Raw genomic sequence first — 23,633 nt, forward strand, 5'->3', positions numbered from 1 at the left:
TTGGGAACAGGGACCGGCAGGTGAAAAGAATGGGGGGCGTTCGGCCCCCTTAATAATGTCAGCTAGATGCGTCGTTGGGCATCAATCTGCGCCATTTGGGGCCACTTGAAAGTCGCTACCTATGATCGACCCGCTCACCCAGTTTGTCACCTTCACAACAATCATCGCGACCGCCGTTATGGCGGCCTCTGCTTCGATCCAAGGGGTGCGCCATACGCTGGATCTCTTCGGTGCCACTTTGATCGGTGTCGCCACCGCCGTGGGTGGTGGCACGCTTCGGGACTTGCTGCTTGGCCGCACGCCGGTGTTTTGGATTGAGGATCTGAGTTATCTCGCCACAGCGGTGCCCGTGGCCGTTGCCATGTATTTTGTCGCCACACGCCTTCCATCAGGCAATGGCAGACGTTTGCGCCTTCTGATGCAACTTGATGCCATAGGGTTGGCACTGTTCACTCTTGTGGGCGTGCGTGTCGCGCTGGATATGAGCACCCACCCCGCCATTGCTGTGGTGATCGGCTGTATCACGGGTATCGTGGGCGGTATCATCCGCGATGTTCTTTGCAATGTGACCCCATCGGTTCTGAAAGAAGATCTCTATGCGACGGTTTCGCTGATTGGTGGCGGCATCTATGTGCTGTCTGCGCCCATCATTGGCGAAACGCTCTCCTTCGCTCTCTGTTTTGTGCTGATGTTGATTGCGCGTCTCATCCTCATCAAACAGCTGATCGCCGCAGAAGAGTGAGCTGTCCAGAGATTGGACCCATCTCTCTTTTTCTTGCGGGGATGCAAATGTTTGTACAGATTGACAAAAAGTTGTGACCGCAAGCACTGGAGTTTGAGATGCAAACGGTGGAAGATTTTCCCTATCAAGTGAATGAGCATCCGCATGTTCAGATTCCAATGCCAGATGGCACCCTGTTGTCCGCCCGGATTTGGCGACCTGAGACCGATGAGCCACTGCCCGCAATTCTGGAATTCCTGCCTTACCGCAAACGGGATGGCACTGCTGAACGGGACGCTCTGACCCATCCCTATATGGCTGGACACGGCTATGTCTGCGTCCGCGTGGACATGCGCGGCTGCGGCGACAGCGAAGGCCTGTTTGATGACGAATACTCCCCACAAGAGCTCGCCGATGGCGTCTCGGTGGTCGAATGGCTGGCGGCGCAGGAGTGGTGCTCTGGCAGCGTTGGCATGATGGGTATCAGCTGGGGCGGTTTCAACGGTCTTCAGATCGCGGCTTTGGCGCCTGAAGCGCTAAAGGCCGTGGTGAGCATATGCTCGACCACCGACCGCTTTGCCGATGACATCCATTACAAAGGCGGTGTCATGCTTGGCGAAAACACCGGCTGGGCAGCAACCGTTTTGGGATGGTTTGCTTTGCCTCCCGATCCAGAAATTGTTGACGATAGCTGGCGGGAAGTCTGGCTTGAAAGGCTAGACAACACGCCGTTCCTTGCGGAGAAATGGGTGCAGGAACAAGCGCGCAATGGCTATTGGAAGCATGGGTCCGTCTGCGAGGACTATAGCGCGATCAAGGCCGCAGTGTTGAGTGTGGGCGGCTGGCACGATGGCTATCGCAACACCATCGCGCATCTTGTTCAAAACCTCGACGCACCTGTGAAAGGCCTCATCGGGCCTTGGATCCATAGGTATCCTCATTTTGCTGCGCCGGGACCACAGATCGACTTTCTGGGGGAAATGCTGCGGTGGTGGGATCGCTGGCTTAAGGGCATCGACAACGGTGTAGAAGCGCTGCCAGACATGCGACGCTGGTTGATGGACAGCGTGCCACCGGCGACCATCTATGATGACCGCCCAGGGCGATGGATTGCGGACTCCGCAAAAGACGTCAACGCGCCAGCTGAGAGTTTTTTCCTGACCGGGAAGAGCCTTTCAGAGACCGAAGGCCCAGCGGAGCGTATCGTTGCGCCCGCTCTGTTCTGCGGACAGGCCACGGGCGAGTATTTCCCGGTTTCGCTGGCACCTGCCGGAACGGCACCGGGCGAATTGCCCGCTGATCAGCGCGAAGACGATGCTTTGTCCTGCTGCTTTGAGACAGAGGTTATCACCACTCCTCGCGCCATTGTTGGCGCGCCCTCGGTGCGGTTGAAGCTGTCAGCAGACAAGCCAAAGGCGCAGTTGATTGCGCGTTTGTGCGATGTGCACCCGGATGGCCAGAGTACGTTGATCACACATGGCGTGCTGAATCTTCGGCATCGTGATGGACACGAGGCTTTTGTCGATCTGCCGATCAATCAGCCCGTTGATGTGACCCTGACATTGGACCACTGCGCCTATCAGCTGCCTGCCGGGCATCAGCTGCGGTTGGCCTTGTCTTCGAGCTATTGGCCTTATGTCTGGCCTGAGGCAGAAACGGCGGTTTTGACGCTGCAAAGCGGTGTTCTCTCATTGCCGGTGCGCGAAGAACCTGCGGAGGAAACATTCGTTTCCTTTGATCCGCCAAAGGCGGCGAAGCCGCGGCGCACACGTCAGGTTTCTGCGTCAGAAAATAAGAAGACCATCACCAAGGATGTGGGGTCTCAACAGCTTACTCTGGAGATTGTGGGTGACACGGGTCTTACAGAGGATCTGGACACCGGCCTCATTTCCGAAGCCCGTGTGGAAGAGCGGTTCTCGATTGTCGAACGTGATCCGAATTCCGCTGAAAACCACTTCACATGGCGGCGCATTATGGCACGCGGTGACTGGAAGGTTGAGATCTATGCCGATGTTTCCATGCGCACCGATGGGCAGAACTTCCTGATCACGGCTGATCTGAAAACATCCGAGGATGGCGCGGAGGTGTTTGCCAAACACTGGGAAAGCACGGTGCAGCGCCTCTGATCTCGGCAGGTGCACAAAAGCAAAAGGCCCGCCGCATTGCGCGACGGGCCTTTTTTTGAAAGTGCCGGATCAGCGGATCACAAAAACTGATTGTTTGGCGTGCCGTGCGATCCGCGCGGCATTGGGACCAATCAGATAGTCCTTCAGCTGGGATTTGTGGGCGCCAACGATGATCGCATCTGCTTTCACGCTTTTGGCTTCCTTTAGAACGAGATCATAGATTGTGCCCTGATCCACATGCAGGCGCAGGTTCTCCACACCTGCCAGCGCGCTTTTGGCCCAATCCTCCAATGCCGCTTTGGCCTCTTTCAGAATCAGCTTGTTGTGATCCTGGCTGAAGAACGAGCCAACGATCGACATGCCGTAATCGGGCACGACGTTCATGACGTGCAGTTCAGCCCCATCGGCCATTGCCATCACACGCGCGGCTTCTGCGGGGCGCTCAGAGCCTTTCAGATCGTTGACGTCCACGGTTAGCAAGATTGTCTTAAACATGACTTTCTCTCCTTAGAACGCCGGTTGTGTGGCGCGTGGCCGCTGGATCATCATCAAGCCTGCAAGCAGAAGCAGCGCCGGAATGAAGAACAGTTCTTTTGGCATCCGCTCGTTTTCAACTTGCACTTGCGAGATCACCACAGGCTGATCGCCGTAGTAATCATACTCTGTGCCCAACTGGCCAAAGTAGGGCGTGCCGGGGAAAGGCTCTTCGAGCAGCAGCTTACCATCTTCCTCAAACACGCTCAGGCCGCCGTCTGACATCGCCGTCAACGCATCGCCGCCTGGGTAGATCATCGTGACGGTGGTGGCGCGGTTATCGCCGGTGTCAAAGTCCGGTCCTTCGACCTTAAAGCGCACCAGCGCGCCTTCAGGCTGTTCGCCGACCAGCTGCACCGCTTCCGGTCCAACCATGGTCTGATACTTCTCTGAAACTTGGTCGAGGAAGAAATCCGGTCGGAAAAGCATGAAGGCGATGAAGAGTAGCGCCGCGCTTTCCCATTTTCGGGATTTGGCTATGAAATAGCCTTGGGTCGCGGCCGCAAATATCAGCATCGCGATGAGCGAGATAAAGAACACCAAAACGGCTTTTCCAAAGCTCACGTCAATCAGCAGAAGATCAGTGTTGAAGATGAACATGAATGGCAGAAGAGCCGTCCGGATGTCATAGGCAAAGCCCTGCACACCGGTCTTGATCGGATCGCCCCGCGAGATCGCAGCCGCCGCATAGGCGGCAAGGCCCACAGGCGGCGTGTCGTCCGCCAAAATGCCAAAGTAGAACACAAACATATGGACCGCGATGAGCGGCACAACCAAGCCGGCTTGTGCACCAACGCCCACGATAACAGGTGCCATCAGAGAGCTGACAACAATGTAGTTCGCAGTGGTTGGAAGGCCCATGCCAAGGATCAAGCTCAGCACTGCCACCAGAAGCAGCAGGATGATCAGGTTACCGCCAGAGATGACCTCAATCACCTGACCAATCACTTGGTGAGCACCGGTGAGGCTGATGGTGCCAACGATGATGCCTGCAGCACCGGTCGCCACGCCAATTCCAATCATGTTCCGAGCCCCCATGATCAGGCCTTGAACAAAGTCGTTCCAGCCTTGGGTGAAAGCGGCGTTCACGGCCGTTTCGCCGCGGAAGAACGCTTTGATCGGGCGGTGTGTCACCGCCACAATGATCATAAAGATTGTCGCCCAAAAGGCCGAGAGCGCTGGGGACAAGCGATCCAGATTCTCGGTTTTCACCATCAGGTTCCAAACCAGAATGAAAATTGGCAGCGCATAGTAAGCCCCACCCAAAAGCGTTGGTGTCAGACGAGGGGCCGCCAATGGCGCGTCTGGATCATCCATTGCGATGTCTGGATATTTTGACGCCACATAGAGCAAACCAAGATACATCACGGCAACCAGTGCTACGGCGATATAGATGCTGTCGCCCACCATTGGCTCCAGCACATTGCGGATCCCGATCATTGCGAAAGTGATCGCGCCAAGGCCGATGAAGCCGGTCAGGAACAACACGAGGATCATGATCGGTCCGATGTGACGACCGGCCTTCTTCAGACCCTGCATCTGCATTTTTAGCGCTTCGAGATGCACGATGTAGAGCAGCGCGATGTATGAGATCACCGCAGGCAAGAAGGCGTGTTTGACCACGTCGATGTAGGGGATGTTCACATATTCAACCATCAGGAAGGCTGCGGCCCCCATGACAGGCGGGGTCAGCTGACCATTGGTCGAAGAGGCCACTTCAACCGCGCCGGCTTTCTCTGCAGGGAAGCCAATACGCTTCATGAGTGGGATGGTGAATGTGCCGGTGGTGACGGTGTTCGCAATCGAGCTGCCGGAGATCATGCCGGTCATCATGGAGCTGAGAACCGAGGCTTTGGCCGGGCCGCCGCGCAGCGCGCCAAGGAGGGCAATGGCCACTTTGATGAACCAGTTGCCGCCTCCTGCGCGATCCAGCAGTGCGCCAAACAGCACAAAGAGGAAGATCATTGTGGTGGAGACACCCAACGCGACACCAAAGACACCTTCGGTTTGCATCCAGTAATGGCCGAGTGCCTTGGACAGCGAGGCGCCCCCATAGTTGGTGATCTCGCGCACCCATTCTGAGTTGCCGCCAAAGAAGGCAAAGAGCACAAAGGCCCCAGCAATAATGACCAGCGGCAGGCCAAGTGAGCGATACACGCAGATCATCAAAACGATCATGCCAAGAGCAGACATGGTGATGTCTGTGCTGGTCCAGAGGCCGGGACGATCCGCAATCTGGTAGCGGAAAAAGACGAGGTAGAGACAGGCGCTGACACCGATGATCAGGAGCAGCCAGTCATAAAGCGGGATGCGATCACGCGGCGATGTTCTAAACATCGGAAAGGCCAGAATCGCCAGTGACATCGCAAAAGCGAGGTGGATATAGCGCGCTTGGCTGACCACATTCGCAAAATCAGAAAGCCCGGTGAGTTGGGCGAGCGTGCCGGGGAGTTTGGACGCGATATAGAGCTGAAACAACGACCAGATGATACAGATCGCGATGATGAGTTTTCCTTGAAAACCCGTGGCATTGCGCGCGCCGGTGTCGACTTCTGCGACCATAGCATCGGCGGAAGCAGCGCCATCTTTATTGGGGTCCTGAACCATTTTTGTCCTCGTCTAGCCCTTGGCCAAATGCGCCCTCATTTCTGGGGCGCATTTGTAGTTTTTAGAGATTTGAACCCGAATTATTTCAGGCCGAGTTCTTTGTATGCTTTCTCCGCACCTGGGTGGATTGGTGCGCTCAGGCCGTCGCTAACCATTTCTTTGGGGTCAAGGTTGGCAAACGCCGGGTGCAGCTTGCGGAAGTCTTCGATGTTTTCCATCACAGATTTCGCCACCACATAGACAACATCGTCAGAGATTTTTGCGGAGGTCACGAAGGTTGCGCCCACACCAAAGGTGGTGGTGTCGCCATCGGTGCCTTTGTACATGCCACCTGGGATGGTTGCGACGCGGTAGAACGGGTTATCGGCAACCAGCTTGTCGATTTCCGGGCCGGTCACGTTTACGAGGTTCGCATCACAAGTGGTGGTGGCTTCTTTAATGGCTGCGGCAGGGTGACCGATGGTGTAGATCATCGCGTCGATGTTGCCGTCACACAGCTGCTTCGCCATCTCAGAACCTTTGTACTCGGTTGCGAGAGCAAAGTCGTCCATGGTGAAGCCATAGGCTTCCATCACAACTTCCATGGTGGCGCGCTGGCCGGAACCTGGGTTGCCCACGTTCACGCGCTTGCCTTTAAGGTCAGCAAAGCTGTTCACGCCCGCATCAGAACGTGCGATCACGCTGAACGGCTCTGGGTGTACAGAGAACACAGCGCGCACGTCAGGGAATGGGTTGTCTGCAAACTTGGAAGTGCCGTTATAGGCGTGGTGCTGCCAGTCAGATTGCGCAACACCGAACTCAAGTTCGCCGGCTTTGATGGTGTTGATGTTGTAAACAGAACCACCGGTGGATTCCACAGCACAGCGGATGCCGTGCTCTTTGCGGCCTTTGTTCACCAGACGGCAGATCGCGCCGCCAGTTGGGTAATAGACGCCGGTCACGCCGCCTGTGCCGATGGAGATAAACTCCTGTGCGGATGCACCCGCGGAAATGCCCATGGAGGCAATTATGGCGGCGCCCGCCAGTTTAAGTTTCGAAATCATCTTAGGCTCCCTAGTTGATGATGGTTTGAGTAATTCTAGTGTTGTTGTGGTCAGTCGTTCCAGAATTCGCCCAAGCTTTGGTTCCGGCGTTCTACGTCGCGGATACGGCGGCTTGCGTCTTCGCCTGACTGTGCGACCAACATGGCAATCATGGTCTCCAATAGAGACAGAGTCGCAGCATAGGACGAGAAGAATTGTGGACTATCTGACGGAACAATAAAGGGAAAAGTTGCAAACTCAATCGCGGGACAGGCGTGGCTGTCGCTGATAACGATGACCGTCGCGCCCGAAGCGCGGGCAGATTCCGCCGCGCGCACCGCTTTTTTGGCGTAAGGCGTTTTGGTGACTATGAGGAGAACATCTTCTTTTGCCAGTGTGGACAACGCCGCGCCAAGAGAAGCGCCCATGCGCCCGGCAAGGGTCCAGTTGGTGGTGAAATAGTTGGCCAAATAAGCCATGTACTCTACGATCCCGGTCGAGCCAAAGGCGCCAAACAAAACAACACTTCTGGCGTGTTTCAGCGCATCAACGGCAGCTTTCAGCCGGTCTTGGTTCAGATTTTCTCTGAGTTTTGAGATGTTCAGCACGCAAGCAGCCGCCTGCCGGTCGAGCATGGATTGGTCGGGCTGAGGATCGCTTGTGAGCTGCTCAGCGCGATCCGCAAAAGACAAGGAGCGCTCTCCAACCGCTTCGCGGCATAGCTCGCGCATGCCTTCATAGCTGTCAAAGCTGAGACTTCTGGCCAGTCTCGAAAGCGTGGCAGGCGAGACGCCGCTTGCCGCCGAGACTGATCTGAGAGAGCGCGTGGCGACTTCCATCTGATTGTGCACGACGTAATCAGCAGCAGCCTTAAGCTTGACGCTTAAGCCAGCATAGCTTTCAGCAACCCGCTCTTGAAGACGGTTGGCGTTGCTCACGTGTCCCTCCTATTGACTCAGGTTATGCTGTTGTTTTAACGGATGTCAACAATTGGAACATTTGTTTCATGCGTTGCGATCCGTGAGCGTGAAGCAAAACGAGAGACCTCATGACTGTGCATTTGCCTGAAGAAACCTTGAACTGGCAGACAATGGCGCCGCTAAAGATAACCGTCGCCCCCAACGGAGCCCGGCGCGGGCGGATAGATCATCCACAGCTGCCAATTACAACAGATCAAATTTCCAAAACGGCTAAAAAGTGTGCAGATGCGGGCGCCGATGAAATTCATCTCCACGTCCGCGATGACAGCGGTGCCCATTCTCTTGATGCCTGCCGCTATCGTGAGGCGATTTCTGCAATTGCTGAGACGGCGCCCGATTTGGGCATTCAAGTGACGACGGAAGCTGCCGGCAAGTACAATGTCGAAGAGCAGTTTTCTGCGTTGAAAGAGTTGGTTCCGCAGGCGGCGAGTGTGTCGGTACGGGAAATGTCGCGTGATATGGAACTGGCCCCCATGGTTTATGCTTTTGCCAGAGAAGCAGGCATTCAGGTCCAGCACATTTTGTACGACAGGAAAGATCTGGAACTGCTTGCCCGTTGGCAGAACGCCGCTGTAGTTGAGCGTAGCCAATCTGATGTTCTGCTGGTGCTGGGTCGCTATACCCCGCCGCGATTGGCCGAAGTTGCAGAACTTGCACCATTTGCCGCTGGTGCCGAACAAATCGCTGATCGCTGGACGGTGTGCGCTTTTGGGCAAAATGAACATGCGGTTGCCGAAGCCGCGATCAAGCTTGGCGGGCACATACGCATCGGTTTTGAAAACAACATCCAACGCCCTGATGGCACGTTGGCGGAAGACAACGCGGAGAACATTCGCCGCGCAGTAGATGCGGCGCAGGCTTTGGGCCGCCCGCTTTTGAAAAAGGTCACAGTCTCATGAGTTTTGTTTTTCCCCGGCACTCAAAGAAATCCCTGCCCACAGTGGCACGAGGTGAGGGGCCGTTTTTGTATGACACCACGGGTAAAGCCTATTTCGATGGGTCCGGTGGAGCGGCTGTGTCTTGTCTTGGCCATTCTGATCCAGCTGTGACAGAGGCGATAAAGGCCCAAGTGGATTCTGTCGCCTTCGCACACACTGGTTTCTTCACCTCAGAACCGGCGGAAGCTCTGGCAGAAAAGCTCGTCGCGAACGCGCCTAAAGGGCTGGATCGCGTATATCTCGTTTCAGGTGGTTCTGAGGCGATGGAAAGCGCGCTGAAGCTCGCGCGGCAATATGCGTTTGAGAAGGGCGAGGAGCGTCGTCGTCATGTGATTGCTCGGCGCCAGAGCTACCATGGCAATACGCTTGGTGCGCTTGCGACAGGCGGAAACCAATGGCGCCGCGCACCCTTTGCGCCGCTGTTGATGGACACCCACCACATTTCACCTTGCTATGCCTATCGTGGCCAAGAAACCGGTGAAACGGCTTTTGACTATGGCCAGCGCGTCGCCAATGAACTCCAGGAGGCCATAGACGCACTGGGTGCGGAAAACGTATTGGCCTTTGTCGCGGAGCCTGTGGTGGGCGCGACGGCGGGCGCGGTGCCGCCGGTTGAGGGCTATTTCAAACGGATCCGCGAGATTTGCGACACCAACGGCGTTTTGCTTATTTTGGATGAAGTCATGTGTGGCATGGGGCGGACCGGTACACTGTTCGCCTGTGAGCAGGACGACGTCACTCCGGACATTTGCTCGGTCGCAAAAGGGCTCGGGGCCGGCTACCAACCCATCGGTGCGATGCTCTGCTCAGCCGAGATCTACGACACCATCCGGGATGGTTCGGGTTTTTTCCAACATGGTCACACCTACAATGGCCACCCGACCGCTGCGGCGGCGTCGCATGCCGTGCTAACACGCTTGGTGGATGACGGTATTGTTCAGCAGGTTGCCCCTAAGGGCGCAAAACTGCGCGCTGCTCTTGAGGAGCGGTTTGGGCAGCACGCTAACATCGGTGACATCCGTGGCAGAGGGCTTTTCCTTGGTCTTGAAGTGGTGGCGGATCGCGAAACCAAGGTGCCCTTTGATCCTGCTCTTGGCATTGCGGCGAAGCTCAAGGCTGCAGCCTTTGAGGCGGGTTTGATCTGCTATCCCATGGGAGGGACAATCGATGGGCAAAACGGGGCACATGTGCTGCTTGCGCCGCCGTTCATAATGGAAGATGCCCATATCCCATTGATCTGTGATGCGCTTGAGACCGCGTTTAATGCGGTGCTGCCCTCAGCCTAGGAATGGGGCAGCCCTCATGGTCTCCGCGATCTCAGCGCCAAGGCGCGACAGGATTGTGGGGGCCAGCTGCAGCTGATCGATAACCGTATCCGCTTCAGGGCCTTGTGCCTCTCCAAAGTAGTAGAGCGCGAACTCCTGCTGCAGTGGGTCGCGACCGCCGTGATGCCCGCGTGCATCTTGTCCGTGATCCGCCGTCACGATCACCTCATACCCAAGTGCGCGCCACTTCGGGATGAAGGGCGCAAGCATCTCGTCCATCACAAAACAGGCGTGATCCATTTCGTGGCTGTCGTGTTGGAAACGATGCCCCATACTGTCGAGCGTACAGGTGTGTAGCATGCCGTAATTCAGGCCGCGCTTCAGGCAGAGGTTCGTCAGCGTCGCGAAAAGATCCACATCCGAAGGTGTCATCTGATTGGCCATGCCGTAGCCCGTCATGGAGTGAAAACGGCCATGGTTGATCGTTTCGCTTTCGGGCTCGTCATATTCCACATCGCGCACATAGTCGAAGGGGTGCCGGTTGAAGAACTCCGACCAGAACGAATGCGCGACTGCGCCGGTCACGCCACCTGACTTGCGCACCTGGCCAAATACATCTGGCTGTTTGATCCGAAATACGTTGCCATTGCCTGTGCAGCCGTGTTCCTGCGGCGTAACGCCTGTATGGATCGACGCGTAACAGCTTGCAGAGGTAGAGGGCAGAACGGAACGCATTTTCCACTTTTGGGCGGTGCCGTCTGCAACCCAACCTTCAAGGTTGCCAAACAGACGTTCCCAATTGCGCCAAGGCACGCCGTCCAGAATGATGAGCAAAAGTTTCCGGTCCATCTGAGTCTCCCTTTCCGTCCGGTCCACGGTCGCCAGTTCCGCTTTCAAGAACTATTGCAAATGCGACAATCTGGGTCCGGCTAATAAAAAAGGGCGACGTCTTGATGACATCGCCCAACTTTTTCATTTTGGCGTTTGGAATTAGTTCCCGGCGCTTTCCATTTTGCGGTGCGCGATGACGTCTTCCAGCCAGCCGAGTTTCATTTCCGGTACAGAGCTCAGCAAAAGATCGGTGTAGTCGTCAAATGGCGGGCTCAACACGTCGGTCTTGCCGCCGTATCTGACAACCTCGCCCTGATACATCACGGAAATCGAGTCCGCGATCGCCTTCACCGTGGCCAGATCGTGGGTGATGAAGAGATACGCGACGTCCTCGATCTTCTGTAGATCCAACAGCAGCTTCAGAATGCCATCCGCCACCAGTGGATCGAGCGCGCTTGTCACCTCGTCACAGATGATCATCTTGGGCTTCGCAGCCAAAGCACGGGCAATACACACACGTTGTTTCTGGCCGCCCGAAAGCTCTGCCGGATAACGGTCAATGAACTTCTCGCCCATTTCGATCTCATCCAGAAGCTCAATGATACGCTTGCGCTTCTCTGCGCCTTTGAGACCGAAGTAGAACTCCAACGGGCGTCCAATGATCGTCCCCACGGTTTGGCGCGGGTTCATCGCGACATCGGCCATCTGGTAGATCATCTGGAGCTCACGCAAATCTTCGCGCGAACGCCCATCAAGGTCAGGGGAAAGATCGCGGCCAGCAAAATGGATGGTCCCATTTTTGGGCGGCAAAAGCCCTGTGATCACCCGAGCCAGCGTTGATTTGCCGGACCCGCTTTCCCCCACAACCGCGAGGGTTTGACCGGGGTGAAGCTCGACGTTGATGTTCTTGAGAACGTCAAAGTTGGTGCCCTTGTAGCGTGCGGTGATGTTCTGAACCTTAAGAACCGGCTCAGGGGTCGCCTCTTTTTCCTGGTGGTCGATCGAGCGAACCGAGACGAGCGCTTTGGTGTAATCTTCCTGAGGGTCGTTGATGATTTGATCAACGGGGCCATATTCGACCATGTCGCCCATCTTGAGCACAAGGATATCGTCGCTCACCTGCGCCACAACCGCGAGATCGTGGGTGATGTAAAGCGCGGCGACGCCCGTGTCTCGGATGGCCTCTTTGATCGCCATAAGCACGTCGATCTGTGTTGTCACATCCAACGCAGTGGTTGGCTCATCAAACACAACCAGATCCGGCTCCGGACAGAGCGCAAGCGCAGTCATACAGCGTTGCAGCTGGCCCCCGGAAACCTGGTGGGGGTAGCGATTGCCGATGTTCTCCGGGTCCGGCAGGCCAAGCTTGCGGAAGAGTTCAACGGCGCGCGCCTCGGCTTCCTTCTTGGAGAACTTGCCTTGCACCACGGCAGCTTCAATCACTTGATCCATGATCTGTTTGGCTGGGTTGAAGGATGCCGCAGCGGATTGGCTGACATAGGTGACCTCACCGCCACGCAGGCTGCGAATGTCGCCGTGCCCGGATTTCAGGATGTCGCGGCCATTGACCCAGACTTCCCCACCGGTGATTTTGACGCCGCCACGGCCGTAGGCCATGGAGGCCAGGCCAATGGTGGATTTACCGGCACCGGATTCACCGATGAGGCCAAGCACTTTGCCTTTTTCCAGCTGAAAGCTCACCCCATGCACGATTTCGATATCATGGGGCTTTTCGCCGGGGGGGTACACCGTCGCGCCAATCTTGAGGTCTTGGACTTTTAGAAGCTTGTCGCTCATCCGCGGCCTCCTTTAAGCGATGTGGTGCGGTTCAGGATCCAGTCCGCAACGAGGTTGACGGAGATCGCGAGTGTGGCGATGGCCACAGCCGGGTAGAGGGCTGCACCGATGCCATAGACGATGCCGTCAGCGTTTTCTTTCACGATACCGCCCCAGTCCGCTTGCGGCGGTTGCACACCCAGGCCCAGGAAGGAAAGGGTGGAGACGAAGAGCACCATGAAGATAAAGCGCAGGCCCATTTCCGCGATCAGCGGGGAGAGCGCGTTGGGCAGGATTTCGCGGAAGATGATCCAGCCGCGGCCTTCGCCACGGAGTTTGGCGGCTTCCACATAGTCCATGACGTTGATGTCAACGGCCACAGCACGTGCCAAACGATATACGCGCGTGGAGTCCAAAAGGCCCATGACGATGATCAGAACCGGAACGGTCACAGGTGTGACTGACAGCACCACAAGTGCGAAGATCAGCGATGGGATCGACATGATCAGATCGACAAACCGGCTCATGGCCTGATCTGCCCAGCCACCAAGAACAGCGGCAAGGAAACCGAGGACGGAGCCCGTGGTGAAGCTCAGAATGGTGGCTGCGGTCGCGATAAAGATTGTGGTGCGCCCGCCGTAGATCATACGGCTCAGCAGGTCGCGGCCGAGGTTATCCGTGCCCAGCAGGAACTCGCTGGAGGGCGGTAACCACACGTCGCGGCTGACGATTTCAGCCATACCATAAGGCGCGACCCATGGGGCGAAGATGGCCACCAGGAAATACAGCGCGGTGAAGAAAAGCCCGATCAGGGCGGCGATGGGTATTCTCATCTGGAGACCTCCCTATTTCGGATGCCGCAAACGCGGATTGGTTACGATGGAGACAATGTCGGCAATCATGTTCATGCCGATGTAGACCGCTGCGAATATCAAGCCGCAGGCCTGCACCACAGGAATGTCGCGCTTGGAAACGTGATCCACCAGATATTGCCCCATGCCGGGATAGGTGAAGACCACCTCGATCACCACAACGCCAACCACAAGATAGGCAAGGTTGAGCATGACAACATTCACAACCGGCGCGATGGAGTTGGGGAAGGCATGTTTCCAGATGATGGTGAACATGCGCAGGCCTTTCAGCTCAGCCGTCTCGATATAGGCGGATTGCATCACATTGAGGATCGCAGCGCGGGTCATACGCATCATATGGGCCAAGACAACAAGGGTCAGAACGGCAATGGGAATGCTGATCGTGTGCAGCTTCTCACCAAGGCTCATGCTGTCGTTGATGGTTGTCACCGATGGCGCCCATCTCAGACGAACCGAAATGAAGAAGATGGCCACATAGGCGATCAGAAACTCAGGGACGGAGATCGAAGCCAAGGTAACGGCGGAGATCATCTTGTCTGGCCAGCGTTCGCGGTAGCGCACGGCCAACAGGCCCAGCAAAATCGCGAGAGGCACAGCAATGATGGCTGCCCAGAACGCAAGAAACAATGTGTTCCCAAGGCGTCTGCCAATGGATTCTGTAATGGCCTTTCCGCTGGTCAAAGAGGTCCCTAGGTCGCCTTGGACAAGGCCGCCGAGCCAGTCAAAATAGCGTTGTACGGGAGGGTCATTCACGCCGAGCTCTTCGCGCAGGTTGGCGAGAGCCTCAGGCGTAGCGGATTGACCGAGAATTTGTTGTGCCACGTCCCCTGGCAAGATCAGCGTGCCAGCAAAGATCAGGATCGAGACGAGGAAGAGCAGAAGGAGGCCCAGCGCGATGCGCTGGGCCAAAAGTTTCAAAAGGAGCGACATATCAGGCGGTCACCCACATACGCTGTGCCGCGTAGCCGTTCATGAGCGAGAAGCCTGCAACGCCTTCGACCCAGCCGCCGAGCTTGTCGGTGTAGGCGTCAATGAAGTCGTTGAACATCGGGCAGATCAGGCCGCTTTCGTTGCGCACCATGGTGCCCATGTCAGCATACATCTGCTTACGCTTGGTCTGGTCAAGCTCAGCACGTGCCGCGATAAGCAGCTGGTCAAACTGTTCGTTGTTGAAGCGTGTGTCGTTCCAGTCCGCGGTGGACAGATACGCTGTGGTGAACATCTGGTCCTGCGTGGAGCGGCCGCCCCAGTAGCTGGTGCAGAACGGTTTGCTGTTCCAGACTTCAGACCAGTAGCCGTCGTTTGGTTCACGCTTGATTTCCAGCTCGATGCCAGCCGCCTTCAGAGATTGCTGGAACAGAGCCGCAGCATCCGGCGCGCCGGGGAAGGAGTTGTCGGAAGTGCGCAGAAGAACCGGACCGGAGTGGCCGGATTTCTTGAAGTACTCCGCGGCTTTCTCCGGATCATACTCGCGTTGCTCGATTTCCTGATACATCGGGTACGCGGCGTTGATTGGCGTATCGTTGCCAACAGAGCCGTAGCCGAACAGGATCTTATCGACCATTTCCTGACGGTTGATGCCGTGCTTAAGCGCCATCATCAGGTCCGGGTTGTCAAACGGTGCAGTGTTTGTGTGCGCGATAAACACATAGTGGCCGGGGCCTGCGGTGGAGGCGACAGTGATGTTTGGCGCGCGTGCCACCAGACCCGCGGTGCGCGGTGGCACACGGTCGATGATGTCAACCTGACCGGATTGCAGCGCGGCAACACGTGCGGTGTTGTCATTGATCACCAGCATTTCGATGGTCTGCGCGTGGCCGAGGTCACCCCAGTAGTCCGGGTTCTTCTCCGCAACAAAGCGGACGCCCATATCAATCTCTTTCATGATATAGGGGCCGGTGCCGATGGCTGCGTCCGGTGCATCCTTGCCGCCGTTTGGCTGAATGATCAGGTGATAGTCGCTCATCAGATACGGCAGGTCGGCATTGCCATTGTTGAGCTCGATGATCACATTGCGGCCGTCGGCGCGGACGCCTTTGATGTCACGCAACAGGCCAAGCGCACCGGATTTGGTGTCCTCGCCGGAGTGACGATCAATGGTCGCTGCCACATCTTCTGCGGTCACGGATTGACCGTTGGAGAAGGTGATGCCGTTGCGAACGGTGAAGGTCCAGGTCTTGGCGTCGGCAGAAGCTTCAAAGCTCTCTGCGACTTTGCCCTGCAGGCCGCCATCGTCGGTCAATTCAACCAGTGGCTCGCCCCACATGCGGATCAGGTTCACGGCAACGGTGTTGGTCGCCAGTGCGGGATCCATGCTGTCCGTGGTGGAGCCGCCCTGCAGACCGATGCGCAATGTGCCGCCCTTTCGTGGACCTGCTGCATGAACTGCGGTGGACAGCATTGTGTTGGCTGCGGCAGCGGATACACCAAGCGCGCCAGCACGACCCAGGAAGGTGCGGCGTGACAGTTTCCCCAACGCCGCCTGGCGGCTCAGGTACTTAAGTTCGTTGTTCATTTGTAGACTCCCATGCTGATTTTGTCGTTTTCTGACATGCTGCGATCCGAACGCGACTCAAAGCAAGGAAAATGTGGCAGGGCTGACAAAGTTTTTAGAGGGGCAAAACGCCCGCGAACTCTGTGAAATGGGGGTATTCGAAAACCGGCCTTTTGCGCGCTGAAACCGACATATTAAATGGCCATTTAAAAAATTGTAGGGTTCAGAGAGGTATGCGCGCCAGGCAATGTATCGCCGGTTTGGCCCTCGTTTGCACGCAAAACAGGCGAGTGTCGCCCCTGAAGTGTTGCTTTGTAGCCACAAAGCCTGCGATCAACGCCTTTCGAGTTGACCGCAGATCGTGGATTTTTGGCGCGCGAAGGTGGCTACTCCGCCGCCACACTCCGTTGGGCCGATTGCAGCAGCGCGGCGAGTTCCGGCTTGCACGAACCGCAGTTTGTGCCCGCCGAAAGCGCTGCACCAATCGCGTCGACCGACATCAGGTTTTGCGTTTCGATCGCGCTCAGAATGGTGTTCACCCCGACGCTGAAACACGCACAAACGGTTGGGCCGGGATCGGGTTGTCCCGCGCTTGGTCGACCAAGCAACACAGTTTCGCTTGAGGTGCCCAGCTGACTTCCTGCGAAGCCTCGGGAGACCGAAACCGGGCGGTCACTTACAAACAAAGCGCCGATCAAGACGCCATCTTTGTGAAGCGCTAAGCGTGCTGAAACACGGGATGTGTCCAAAACGCTGGAGATTTCCGCATCCGGTGCCTCAAAAAACGCACGGGCGTAGCTTTCCCAGCACTCTGGTGTGTCTTGATGCGCCAGCTCATATTGCCAGCCTGCCTCGACGCGCGATTTCGCCCAATAGTTTGAATTTGGCTCAAGCTCGCGCTGAGACACCGCAAACCCATGCCATTTGGGCGCGAAGGGATGAATGGCCACTTTGGCGGCTTTGCTGTCGGGCTGCCCGGAAAACGGATCTGTTTTGGGCGTCACAACATCAGAAATGCGCCCGCTTGGCGCGGTTGTGGCGGTCCAATGTATCGGTGCAAATACATCGCCTTTTGCCACACGATCCGTGATCAAAACGCGCAGTATGGAGTGTCCGTGTTCATTGCTAACCTTGGCCAAATCCGCAGCCCTCAAACCAAGCGCAAGCGCATCTTCAGGATGTATCTCCAGAAACGGCTCGCCATAGTGCTGGTTCAGGCGCGACGCCCGCGCTGTACGGGTCATAGTGTGCCACTGATCGCGAATGCGGCCGGTATTGAGCCGGAATGGTGCGTCCTTTGATGGCTCTTGCGAAGCCGGTTGCGCGACAGCGAGCATATTGGCGCGCCGCGTCGGGGTGAAGAAGCCACCATCTTCAAACATGCGCTCTGAAGACGTCTTATCTGCCGGATATGGCCAGCGCGTGGGCTGCAGCGCGTTGTAGCCTGCGTCGGACAAATCCGCGAAACCAGAGATGTCGAAGTCTTTGTCTTGTGCCGCGGCAACCCCTGATAGGGCGGCGTGTTCGCGGAAGATTTGCGCCGGTGTTTCAAAATTGAACGCCTCGGCAAACCCCATGCGTTGGGCCACGCCGCAGATTGCCTGCCAATCATGGCGGGATTCTCCCGCAGGTGGCAGAAAGCCGCGTTGGCGGCTGATTGTGCGATCGGAGTTGGTGACAGTACCGTCCTTTTCGCCCCATCCTGTCGCGGGAAGCACCACATCTGCCAGCTCGGCGGTGTCGGTGTCGCCAAACATATCGGAGACCACAACAAAGTCGCATCCGGCAATGGCTGTGCGCACCGCTTTGGCATCAGGCATGCTGACGGCGGGATTTGTGCACATCACCCAGAGAGCCTTCACCTTGCCCTCGCCAATCGCGCGGAACAGATCGACGGCCTTAAGGCCAGCTTTTTCCGGAAGTGTCGGCGACTGCCAAAAGCTTTGTACGGCTGCGCGATGATCGGGGTTTTCGATGTCGAGATGGGCCGCGAGCATGTTTGCCAAACCACCCACTTCGCGCCCGCCCATGGCATTGGGCTGCCCGGTGACAGAAAGCGGCCCCATGCCAGCTTTACCAATGCGTCCGGTGGCAAGGTGGCAGTTCAGGATCGCATTGACCTTGTCGGTACCGTGATCTGATTGATTGACGCCCTGGCTAAAGACGGTGACGGTTTTTTCGGTTGTCAGCCAGAGCTTGACGAAGGTTTCAATGTCATGCGCAGACAGGCCTGTTGCCTCAACAGATGAACCGCTCGCCGCATCCAGTGCTTTGTCAAAGCCAGCAACGTGCTGCCCAACGAACGACGTGTCTACCACACCCTGTTCGTAGGATTTCTGAAGAAGGTGGTTAAACAGGGCTACGTCTGTGCCAGGGCGCAAGGCAAGATGCAGATCGGCAATGTCACAGGTGGCTGTCCGACGCGGATCGACCACCACCACTTTCATCTCGGGGCGTTCTGCCTTCGCGGCCGCAATCCGTTGGTAGAGAACCGGGTGACACCATGCCAGGTTGGAGCCGGTCAGAATAATCAGATCCGCCAGCTCCAGGTCCTCATAAGTACCAGGAACGGTGTCTGTGCCAAACGCGCGCTTATGGCCTGCCACGGTCGAGGCCATGCAGAGCCGCGAATTCGTGTCGATATTGGCCGTCCCCATGTAGCCTTTGATGAGTTTGTTGGCGACGTAGTAATCTTCGGTCAGCAATTGTCCTGAGACATAAAACGCCACGGAGTCGGGTCCGTGCTCGGCGATGGTTTTGCGGAATTTCTCTGCGATAAGATCCAGTGCGCTGTCCCAGCTTGCCGCCTCTTTGTCGATCAGGGGCGTCAGCAGCCTCCCTTGGTTGGAAGCGGTTTCTCCCAAGGCGGAGCCCTTTGAGCACAAACGGCCGAAATTGGCGGGATGCTCAGGGTCACCCTTGACCGTGAGCGCCCCATCCTCCGTTGGTGTCGCCAAGACCCCGCAGCCTGTGCCGCAGTAAGGGCAGGTGGTGCAGACAGTGTGGCTCATTCCGCAGCCACACCTGTTGTCAGCGCGCTGGCATCCAGCAAGACACGTCCATCAACAACCTGCGTTGCATAGGTGGCGATCTGACCTTCGTCTGCCCCCTGCGCTTCACCGGTTTCCAAGGAGAAGACCCAGTTGTGTAGCGGGCATGTGACCTTCTTGCCGTGCACGATGCCTTCCGACAATGGACCGCCTTTGTGTGGGCAGCGATCGGAGGTGGCGAAGACTTCAGCCTCATCGGTTCGGAACACCGCAACACAGCCCACGGCCGTTTTAACAATGCGTGCCCCGCGCAAGGGAATGTCGGTCACGTCACAAATGTCGATCCAGCTCATTCCGCAGCCTCCAGTGTCAGGTTTGCAATCGGTTGATAGGTTTCCGCCTTCTCACGCGCATGTTCTGCCCACGGGTCGGTGCGGTAGACGGATTGGGAAATCTCGAACCGTTCGGCCAGCGCCTTTCGGTTCTCCAGATCATCCACAATCTGCTCTTTGACCCAATCAAGCCCAACCTTGTCGACCCATTTCCAGATACGGTCCAGATACTTGGCGTTCTCGCGGTAGATCTGCGTCATGGCAGAGATCACCTCGATGGCGTCTTCCTCGGAAGCCACCTTGCAAAGCAGTTGGGTCTCTTTCACTTCCATGCCTGCAGCACCGGCAACGGAGACCTCATAGCCGGAGTCCACACAAATCACGCCAATGTCCTTGCAGGTCGCCTCCGCGCAGTTGCGCGGGCAGCCAGAGACGGCGAGCTTGAGCTTATGCGGCGTCCAAGATCCCCAGAGGTGCTTTTCCAGTTTGATGCCAAGCCCTGTGCTGTCCTGTGTGCCAAAGCGGCAGTGGTCGGTGCCGACGCAGGTTTTCACCGTACGCAGGCCTTTGGAGTAGGCATGTCCGGAGACCAGCCCCGCTTGGTTAAGATCAAACCAGATTGCGGGCAGGTCTTCTTTCTTCACGCCAAGCAGGTCGATGCGCTGGCCACCTGTGACTTTGACCGTTGGCACGTCAAACTTATCCGCTGCGTCTGCAATCGCGCGCAGCTCGTCTGGGGTGGTGATCCCGCCCCACATGCGCGGCACAACCGAATAAGTGCCATCTTTCTGAATGTTGGCGTGATTACGCTCGTTCACAAAGCGGCTTTGTGGATCGTCCGCATAGTCCAGCGGCCAATCCGCCAGAAGGTAGTAGTTGATTGCCGGACGGCACACGTGGCAGCCGTTTGGCGTGCTCCACCCCAGTTCCTGCCAGACAGCCGGCTGGGATTTCAACTCGCGGGACTTGATCAGACGGCGCACATCCTCGTGGGTGAGGTCGGTGCAGCCGCATACCGATTTGGCAGTTGGCATGACAAAATCATCACCCAGAGTGACCGAAAGCACTTGCTCCACAAGACCCGTGCAGGTTCCGCAGGACCCGGAGGCCTTTGTCACTGATCGAACGTCTTCCAAAGTGGTCGCGCCATTGTCGATGGCGTCCACGATCTGACCTTTACATACGCCGTTGCAGCCGCAGATTTCTGCGTCAGCCGGTAAGGCTGCAACGGCCGCCATAGGGTCCAGGGAGTCGCCCCCCTGATAGGCTGGGCCAAAGATCAACGTGTCGCGCATCTCAGAAATGTCTTCGCGGTCTTTGATCAGCCCGAAGAACCAGTTTCCGTCTGCCGTATCGCCGTACATCACCGCGCCAACGATGCGGTTTTCTTCAATCACCAGACGTTTGTAGACGCCGCGGGCCGGATCACGGAACACGATGTCTTCGCGCCCCTCGCCATCGGCAAAATCACCGGCGGAGAAGAGATCACAGCCGGTCACCTTAAGCTTGGTTGCCACCTCTTTGTTCACAAAGGAGGCCTCTTCACCGAGCAGTGTTTTTGCAAGTACTTTGGCCTGATCGAAGATCGGCGCTACGAGGCCAAAGACATCGCCGTTGTGCTCAACACATTCACCAAGCGAGAGAATATTCTCGTCGGAGGTGATCATCTGATCATCCACGTGGATGCCACGTCCGGTAGCAAGACCGGCGTCAGTTGCCAATGCGACGGAGGGGCGGATGCCCACCGCCATCACCAGAAGATCACAGGGCAATTCTGTGCCATCATCCAGCAGCAGCGCTTTGACTTTGCCGTTTTCGCCAAGGATTTCCTTGGAGTTGGCAGAGCATTTGACGGTGATGCCTTTGTCCACGAGCGCCTTGCGCAGCAGATAACCTGCCGCCTCATCAAGCTGGCGTTCCATCAGGTGGCCCATGATGTGCACGACGGTTACATCCACGCCGCGCAGCGCAAGGCCAGCCGCGGCTTCAAGGCCCAGCAGACCGCCACCGATCACCACGGCTTTGGCGCCTGGCTTTTCGCCCAGGGCGATCATGGCGTTGGTGTCTTCCAGATCGCGGTAGGCAATCACGCCGTCCAGATCATGACCGGGGAGCGGGATGATGAACGGGTTCGAACCAGTGGCGATGACCAGCTTGTCATAAGACAGCACATCGCCAGTGTCTGAGGTCACGGTTTGGGCTGCGCGGTCGATGTTCACAACCTTCTCGCCAAAGCGGCAGGCCACACCGTTTTCCTCATACCACTCGGCAGTATGGGTGACGATTTCCTCAAAGCTCTTGTCTCCGGACAGGACAGGAGAGAGCATGATGCGGTTGTAGGTTCCGCGTGGTTCGGCGTTGAACAAGGTGACGTCATAGGCGTCCGGCGCTTGTTCAAACAGGTGCTCAAGCGCGCGGCCCGCGGCCATGCCTGCACCGATGATGATAAGTTTCTGTGTCATATTCACTCCGCAGCGATGGCTTTGGCAACTTTGGGCTTTGGCTTCGCGCCGTGTTCATATTCCTCAAGGAAATCAAGAACGTCCTGGCGATAACGGTAATAGTCTGGATGCTCGAGCAGCGCCTGACGGCTGCGCGGGCGGGGCAGATCCACATCGACGATTTTGCCGATGGTGGCCTGTGGGCCGTTGGTCATCATCACCACGCGGTCCGCCAGAAGGATGGCTTCGTCCACATCATGGGTCACGCAGATGGCAGTCACCTTGGTGCGGTCCCAGACTTCCATCAGGACCTCCTGCAGCTCCCAGCGGGTGAGGCTGTCAAGCATTCCGAAAGGCTCATCCAGAAGCAGCAGTTTTGGCGAAAGAGCAAAGGCGCGGGCGATGCCGACGCGTTGTTTCATACCGTTGGACATGGAATGCGCCGGGCGGTCCATGGCGTCAGCCAGACCGACACGCTCCAGATAGTATTCTACCACGTCCTGACGTTCGCCCTGACATGCCTTGGGGTAGACCTTATCCACGCCAATCGCGACGTTCTCTTTGGCGGAGAGCCAAGGGAAGAGGTTGGGGGATTGGAACACCACCGCGCGTTCCGGATCTGCACCTTCAACATGGCGGCCATCCAGACGGATACCGCCTTTGGAAATGGCGTTCAGACCGGCGGCCATGGTCAGTACTGTGGACTTGCCACAGCCGGAGTGGCCGATCAGCGAAATGAACTCACCGCGTTGAATTTTAAGGTCAAAATCCTCCACCACGGTCAGTGGACCTTTGGGTGTGGGGTAGATTTTATGCAGTTGGGAGAAGTCGAGGAAGTTGTGGTCGATCATACCCCTTTGGGCATCTTTGACCGCCGCAGGCACGCCGTGGATCGGGGTGACGTCAGGCAGCACTCTGGAGCCTTCGGCCTTGGCCTCGATGCCCACGTCCATCAGGTATTTCGTCACCTCGGCGCGCAGCTTTTTGAAGCCCTCGTGGTGGTTCATTTCCATCCGGTCGCGGCGGCGCTCGATGTTCACCTTGAACTCGCGGCCCAGCGTGCCGTCAGGGTTCAGCGCGATGATGCGGTCGGCCAGAATGATGGCTTCGTCCACATCGTTGGTGATCAGCACGCAGGTCTTTTTCTCAGCGTCCCAGATGGCTTCGATCTCATCTGCCAGATTGGCGCGGGTGAGGGCGTCTAGCGCGCTAAGGGGTTCATCCAGAAGCAAAACTTCGGGGTTCATGGCCAATGCGCGGGCCACGTTCACGCGTTGGCGCATGCCGCCAGAGAGCTCTGCCGGGCGCCGTGCGGTGGCGTGGCTGAGGCCCACCATGTTGACGTAATGCGCGACCTTCTCTTCCTTTTCTGCCTTGGGCATTTTCGGGAAGACGCTGTCCAGTGCGAGGCGGACGTTGCCGTTCACGGTGAGCCAGGGCATCAGGGAATAGCTTTGGAAGATCACGCCACGTTCCGGGCCGGGGCCTGCGATCGGTTTGTCCTTGAAGCTGACGGTGCCTTTGGTGGGCATCTCAAGGCCTGCCATGAGGTTGATCAGCGTGGTTTTGCCGGAGCCGGAGAAGCCCAGGAGAACGAGGAACTCGCCCTCCTGCACTTCCAGATTGATGTCCTTGAGCACGTGGGTGGTGTGGGTGCCTTCCCCGAAGCTCTTGGAAACACTTTCAAATTTCAGAACACTCATC

General features: G+C 57.1%; 17 protein-coding genes. 4 read left to right on the top strand and 13 right to left on the bottom strand.

What is annotated here, in order from left to right:
- The first annotated feature begins 121 nt into the window (after nt 1-121).
- Nucleotides 122-742 (top strand): trimeric intracellular cation channel family protein, encoded by a 621-nt coding sequence (locus J7400_RS03470; RefSeq protein ID WP_209059366.1) that lies wholly within the window; start codon nt 122-124, stop codon nt 740-742.
- 98 nt (nt 743-840) lie between these two features.
- Nucleotides 841-2,847, top strand: coding sequence for a CocE/NonD family hydrolase (locus tag J7400_RS03475; RefSeq protein ID WP_209059377.1), 2,007 nt, complete (start codon nt 841-843; stop codon nt 2,845-2,847).
- A gap of 69 nt (nt 2,848-2,916) precedes the next feature.
- On the opposite strand, the gene J7400_RS03480 is transcribed toward J7400_RS03475, so the two are convergent.
- The 4 genes from J7400_RS03480 to J7400_RS03495 form a co-directional block, all read right to left on the bottom strand.
- The gene (locus J7400_RS03480) at nt 2,917-3,342 is read right to left on the bottom strand and encodes a universal stress protein (RefSeq protein WP_209059379.1); all 426 of its coding nucleotides are present in this window, start codon (nt 3,340-3,342) and stop codon (nt 2,917-2,919) included.
- 12 nt (nt 3,343-3,354) lie between these two features.
- Entirely contained in the window at nt 3,355-5,988 is a 2,634-nt protein-coding gene (locus J7400_RS03485) for a TRAP transporter permease (protein ID WP_209059388.1), read from the bottom strand.
- Between the two features lie 80 nt (nt 5,989-6,068).
- Nucleotides 6,069-7,031, bottom strand: a complete 963-nt coding sequence (locus J7400_RS03490; RefSeq protein WP_209059391.1) for a TAXI family TRAP transporter solute-binding subunit — start codon at nt 7,029-7,031, stop codon at nt 6,069-6,071.
- A 50-nt stretch (nt 7,032-7,081) separates the two neighbouring features.
- Entirely contained in the window at nt 7,082-7,948 is an 867-nt protein-coding gene (locus J7400_RS03495; RefSeq protein WP_348540107.1) for a MurR/RpiR family transcriptional regulator, read from the bottom strand.
- A gap of 110 nt (nt 7,949-8,058) precedes the next feature.
- Here J7400_RS03495 and J7400_RS03500 point away from each other — a divergent pair, with 110 nt between their 5' ends.
- Both J7400_RS03500 and J7400_RS03505 read left to right on the top strand, forming a co-directional pair.
- The gene (locus J7400_RS03500) at nt 8,059-8,889 is read left to right on the top strand and encodes a 3-keto-5-aminohexanoate cleavage protein (RefSeq protein WP_247738577.1); all 831 of its coding nucleotides are present in this window, start codon (nt 8,059-8,061) and stop codon (nt 8,887-8,889) included.
- Nucleotides 8,886-10,214, top strand: coding sequence for an aspartate aminotransferase family protein (locus J7400_RS03505; protein ID WP_209059393.1), 1,329 nt, complete (start codon nt 8,886-8,888; stop codon nt 10,212-10,214). The genes J7400_RS03500 and J7400_RS03505 overlap by 4 nt, the downstream gene beginning before the upstream one ends.
- Here the strand turns inward: J7400_RS03505 and J7400_RS03510 are convergent.
- The 9 genes from J7400_RS03510 to J7400_RS03550 all read right to left on the bottom strand — a co-directional run bounded on the left by J7400_RS03510 (nt 10,206) and on the right by J7400_RS03550 (nt 23,632).
- Nucleotides 10,206-11,042, bottom strand: coding sequence for an alkaline phosphatase family protein (locus J7400_RS03510; RefSeq protein WP_209059403.1), 837 nt, complete (start codon nt 11,040-11,042; stop codon nt 10,206-10,208). The genes J7400_RS03505 and J7400_RS03510 overlap by 9 nt on opposite strands.
- 141 nt (nt 11,043-11,183) lie before the next feature.
- On the bottom strand, nt 11,184-12,821 hold the full coding sequence (locus tag J7400_RS03515; protein WP_209059406.1) for an ABC transporter ATP-binding protein: 1,638 nt from the start codon (nt 12,819-12,821) through the stop codon (nt 11,184-11,186).
- A complete protein-coding gene (locus J7400_RS03520) occupies nt 12,818-13,633 on the bottom strand; it encodes an ABC transporter permease (RefSeq protein WP_209059408.1) in 816 nt (271 codons plus the stop codon). Before J7400_RS03520 ends, J7400_RS03515 begins: the two co-directional genes overlap by 4 nt.
- Nucleotides 13,634-13,645: 12 nt before the next feature.
- A complete protein-coding gene (locus J7400_RS03525) occupies nt 13,646-14,602 on the bottom strand; it encodes an ABC transporter permease (RefSeq protein WP_209059410.1) in 957 nt (318 codons plus the stop codon).
- 1 nt (nt 14,603) lies between these two features.
- Nucleotides 14,604-16,187, bottom strand: coding sequence for an ABC transporter substrate-binding protein (locus J7400_RS03530; protein WP_209059412.1), 1,584 nt, complete (start codon nt 16,185-16,187; stop codon nt 14,604-14,606).
- A 365-nt stretch (nt 16,188-16,552) separates the two neighbouring features.
- On the bottom strand, nt 16,553-19,177 hold the full coding sequence (locus tag J7400_RS03535; protein WP_209059414.1) for a nitrate reductase: 2,625 nt from the start codon (nt 19,175-19,177) through the stop codon (nt 16,553-16,555).
- On the bottom strand, nt 19,174-19,509 hold the full coding sequence (gene nirD / locus J7400_RS03540) for a nitrite reductase small subunit NirD (RefSeq protein ID WP_209059416.1): 336 nt from the start codon (nt 19,507-19,509) through the stop codon (nt 19,174-19,176). The genes J7400_RS03535 and nirD overlap by 4 nt, the downstream gene beginning before the upstream one ends.
- The gene (gene nirB, locus J7400_RS03545) at nt 19,506-21,950 is read right to left on the bottom strand and encodes a nitrite reductase large subunit NirB (protein ID WP_209059419.1); all 2,445 of its coding nucleotides are present in this window, start codon (nt 21,948-21,950) and stop codon (nt 19,506-19,508) included. The genes nirD and nirB overlap by 4 nt, the downstream gene beginning before the upstream one ends.
- Before the next feature lie 2 nt (nt 21,951-21,952).
- Nucleotides 21,953-23,632 carry an ABC transporter ATP-binding protein gene (locus J7400_RS03550; RefSeq protein WP_209059422.1) on the bottom strand — a complete coding sequence of 560 codons (1,680 nt, stop codon included), beginning with the start codon at nt 23,630-23,632 and terminating at the stop codon, nt 21,953-21,955.
- Nucleotide 23,633: the final 1 nt, after the last annotated feature.

Source organism: Shimia sp. R9_2 (assembly GCF_017743735.1).
GTDB lineage: Bacteria > Pseudomonadota > Alphaproteobacteria > Rhodobacterales > Rhodobacteraceae > Shimia.

Bases quoted from the DNA above. Each gene is read 5' to 3' on its own strand.
- J7400_RS03490 (WP_209059391.1), bottom strand. From the start codon at position 7,031: ATGATTTCGAAACTTAAACTGGCGGGCGCCGCCATAATTGCCTCCATG.
- J7400_RS03475 (WP_209059377.1), top strand. From the start codon at position 841: ATGCAAACGGTGGAAGATTTTCCCTATCAAGTGAATGAGCATCCGCAT.
- J7400_RS03510 (WP_209059403.1), bottom strand. From the start codon at position 11,042: ATGGACCGGAAACTTTTGCTCATCATTCTGGACGGCGTGCCTTGGCGC.
- J7400_RS03505 (WP_209059393.1), top strand. From the start codon at position 8,886: ATGAGTTTTGTTTTTCCCCGGCACTCAAAGAAATCCCTGCCCACAGTG.
- J7400_RS03470 (WP_209059366.1), top strand. From the start codon at position 122: ATGATCGACCCGCTCACCCAGTTTGTCACCTTCACAACAATCATCGCG.
- J7400_RS03525 (WP_209059410.1), bottom strand. From the start codon at position 14,602: ATGTCGCTCCTTTTGAAACTTTTGGCCCAGCGCATCGCGCTGGGCCTC.
- J7400_RS03530 (WP_209059412.1), bottom strand. From the start codon at position 16,187: ATGAACAACGAACTTAAGTACCTGAGCCGCCAGGCGGCGTTGGGGAAA.
- J7400_RS03520 (WP_209059408.1), bottom strand. From the start codon at position 13,633: ATGAGAATACCCATCGCCGCCCTGATCGGGCTTTTCTTCACCGCGCTG.
- J7400_RS03480 (WP_209059379.1), bottom strand. From the start codon at position 3,342: ATGTTTAAGACAATCTTGCTAACCGTGGACGTCAACGATCTGAAAGGC.
- J7400_RS03485 (WP_209059388.1), bottom strand. From the start codon at position 5,988: ATGGTTCAGGACCCCAATAAAGATGGCGCTGCTTCCGCCGATGCTATG.
- J7400_RS03550 (WP_209059422.1), bottom strand. From the start codon at position 23,632: ATGAGTGTTCTGAAATTTGAAAGTGTTTCCAAGAGCTTCGGGGAAGGC.
- J7400_RS03500 (WP_247738577.1), top strand. From the start codon at position 8,059: ATGACTGTGCATTTGCCTGAAGAAACCTTGAACTGGCAGACAATGGCG.
- nirD (WP_209059416.1), bottom strand. From the start codon at position 19,509: ATGAGCTGGATCGACATTTGTGACGTGACCGACATTCCCTTGCGCGGG.
- nirB (WP_209059419.1), bottom strand. From the start codon at position 21,950: ATGACACAGAAACTTATCATCATCGGTGCAGGCATGGCCGCGGGCCGC.
- J7400_RS03535 (WP_209059414.1), bottom strand. From the start codon at position 19,177: ATGAGCCACACTGTCTGCACCACCTGCCCTTACTGCGGCACAGGCTGC.
- J7400_RS03515 (WP_209059406.1), bottom strand. From the start codon at position 12,821: ATGAGCGACAAGCTTCTAAAAGTCCAAGACCTCAAGATTGGCGCGACG.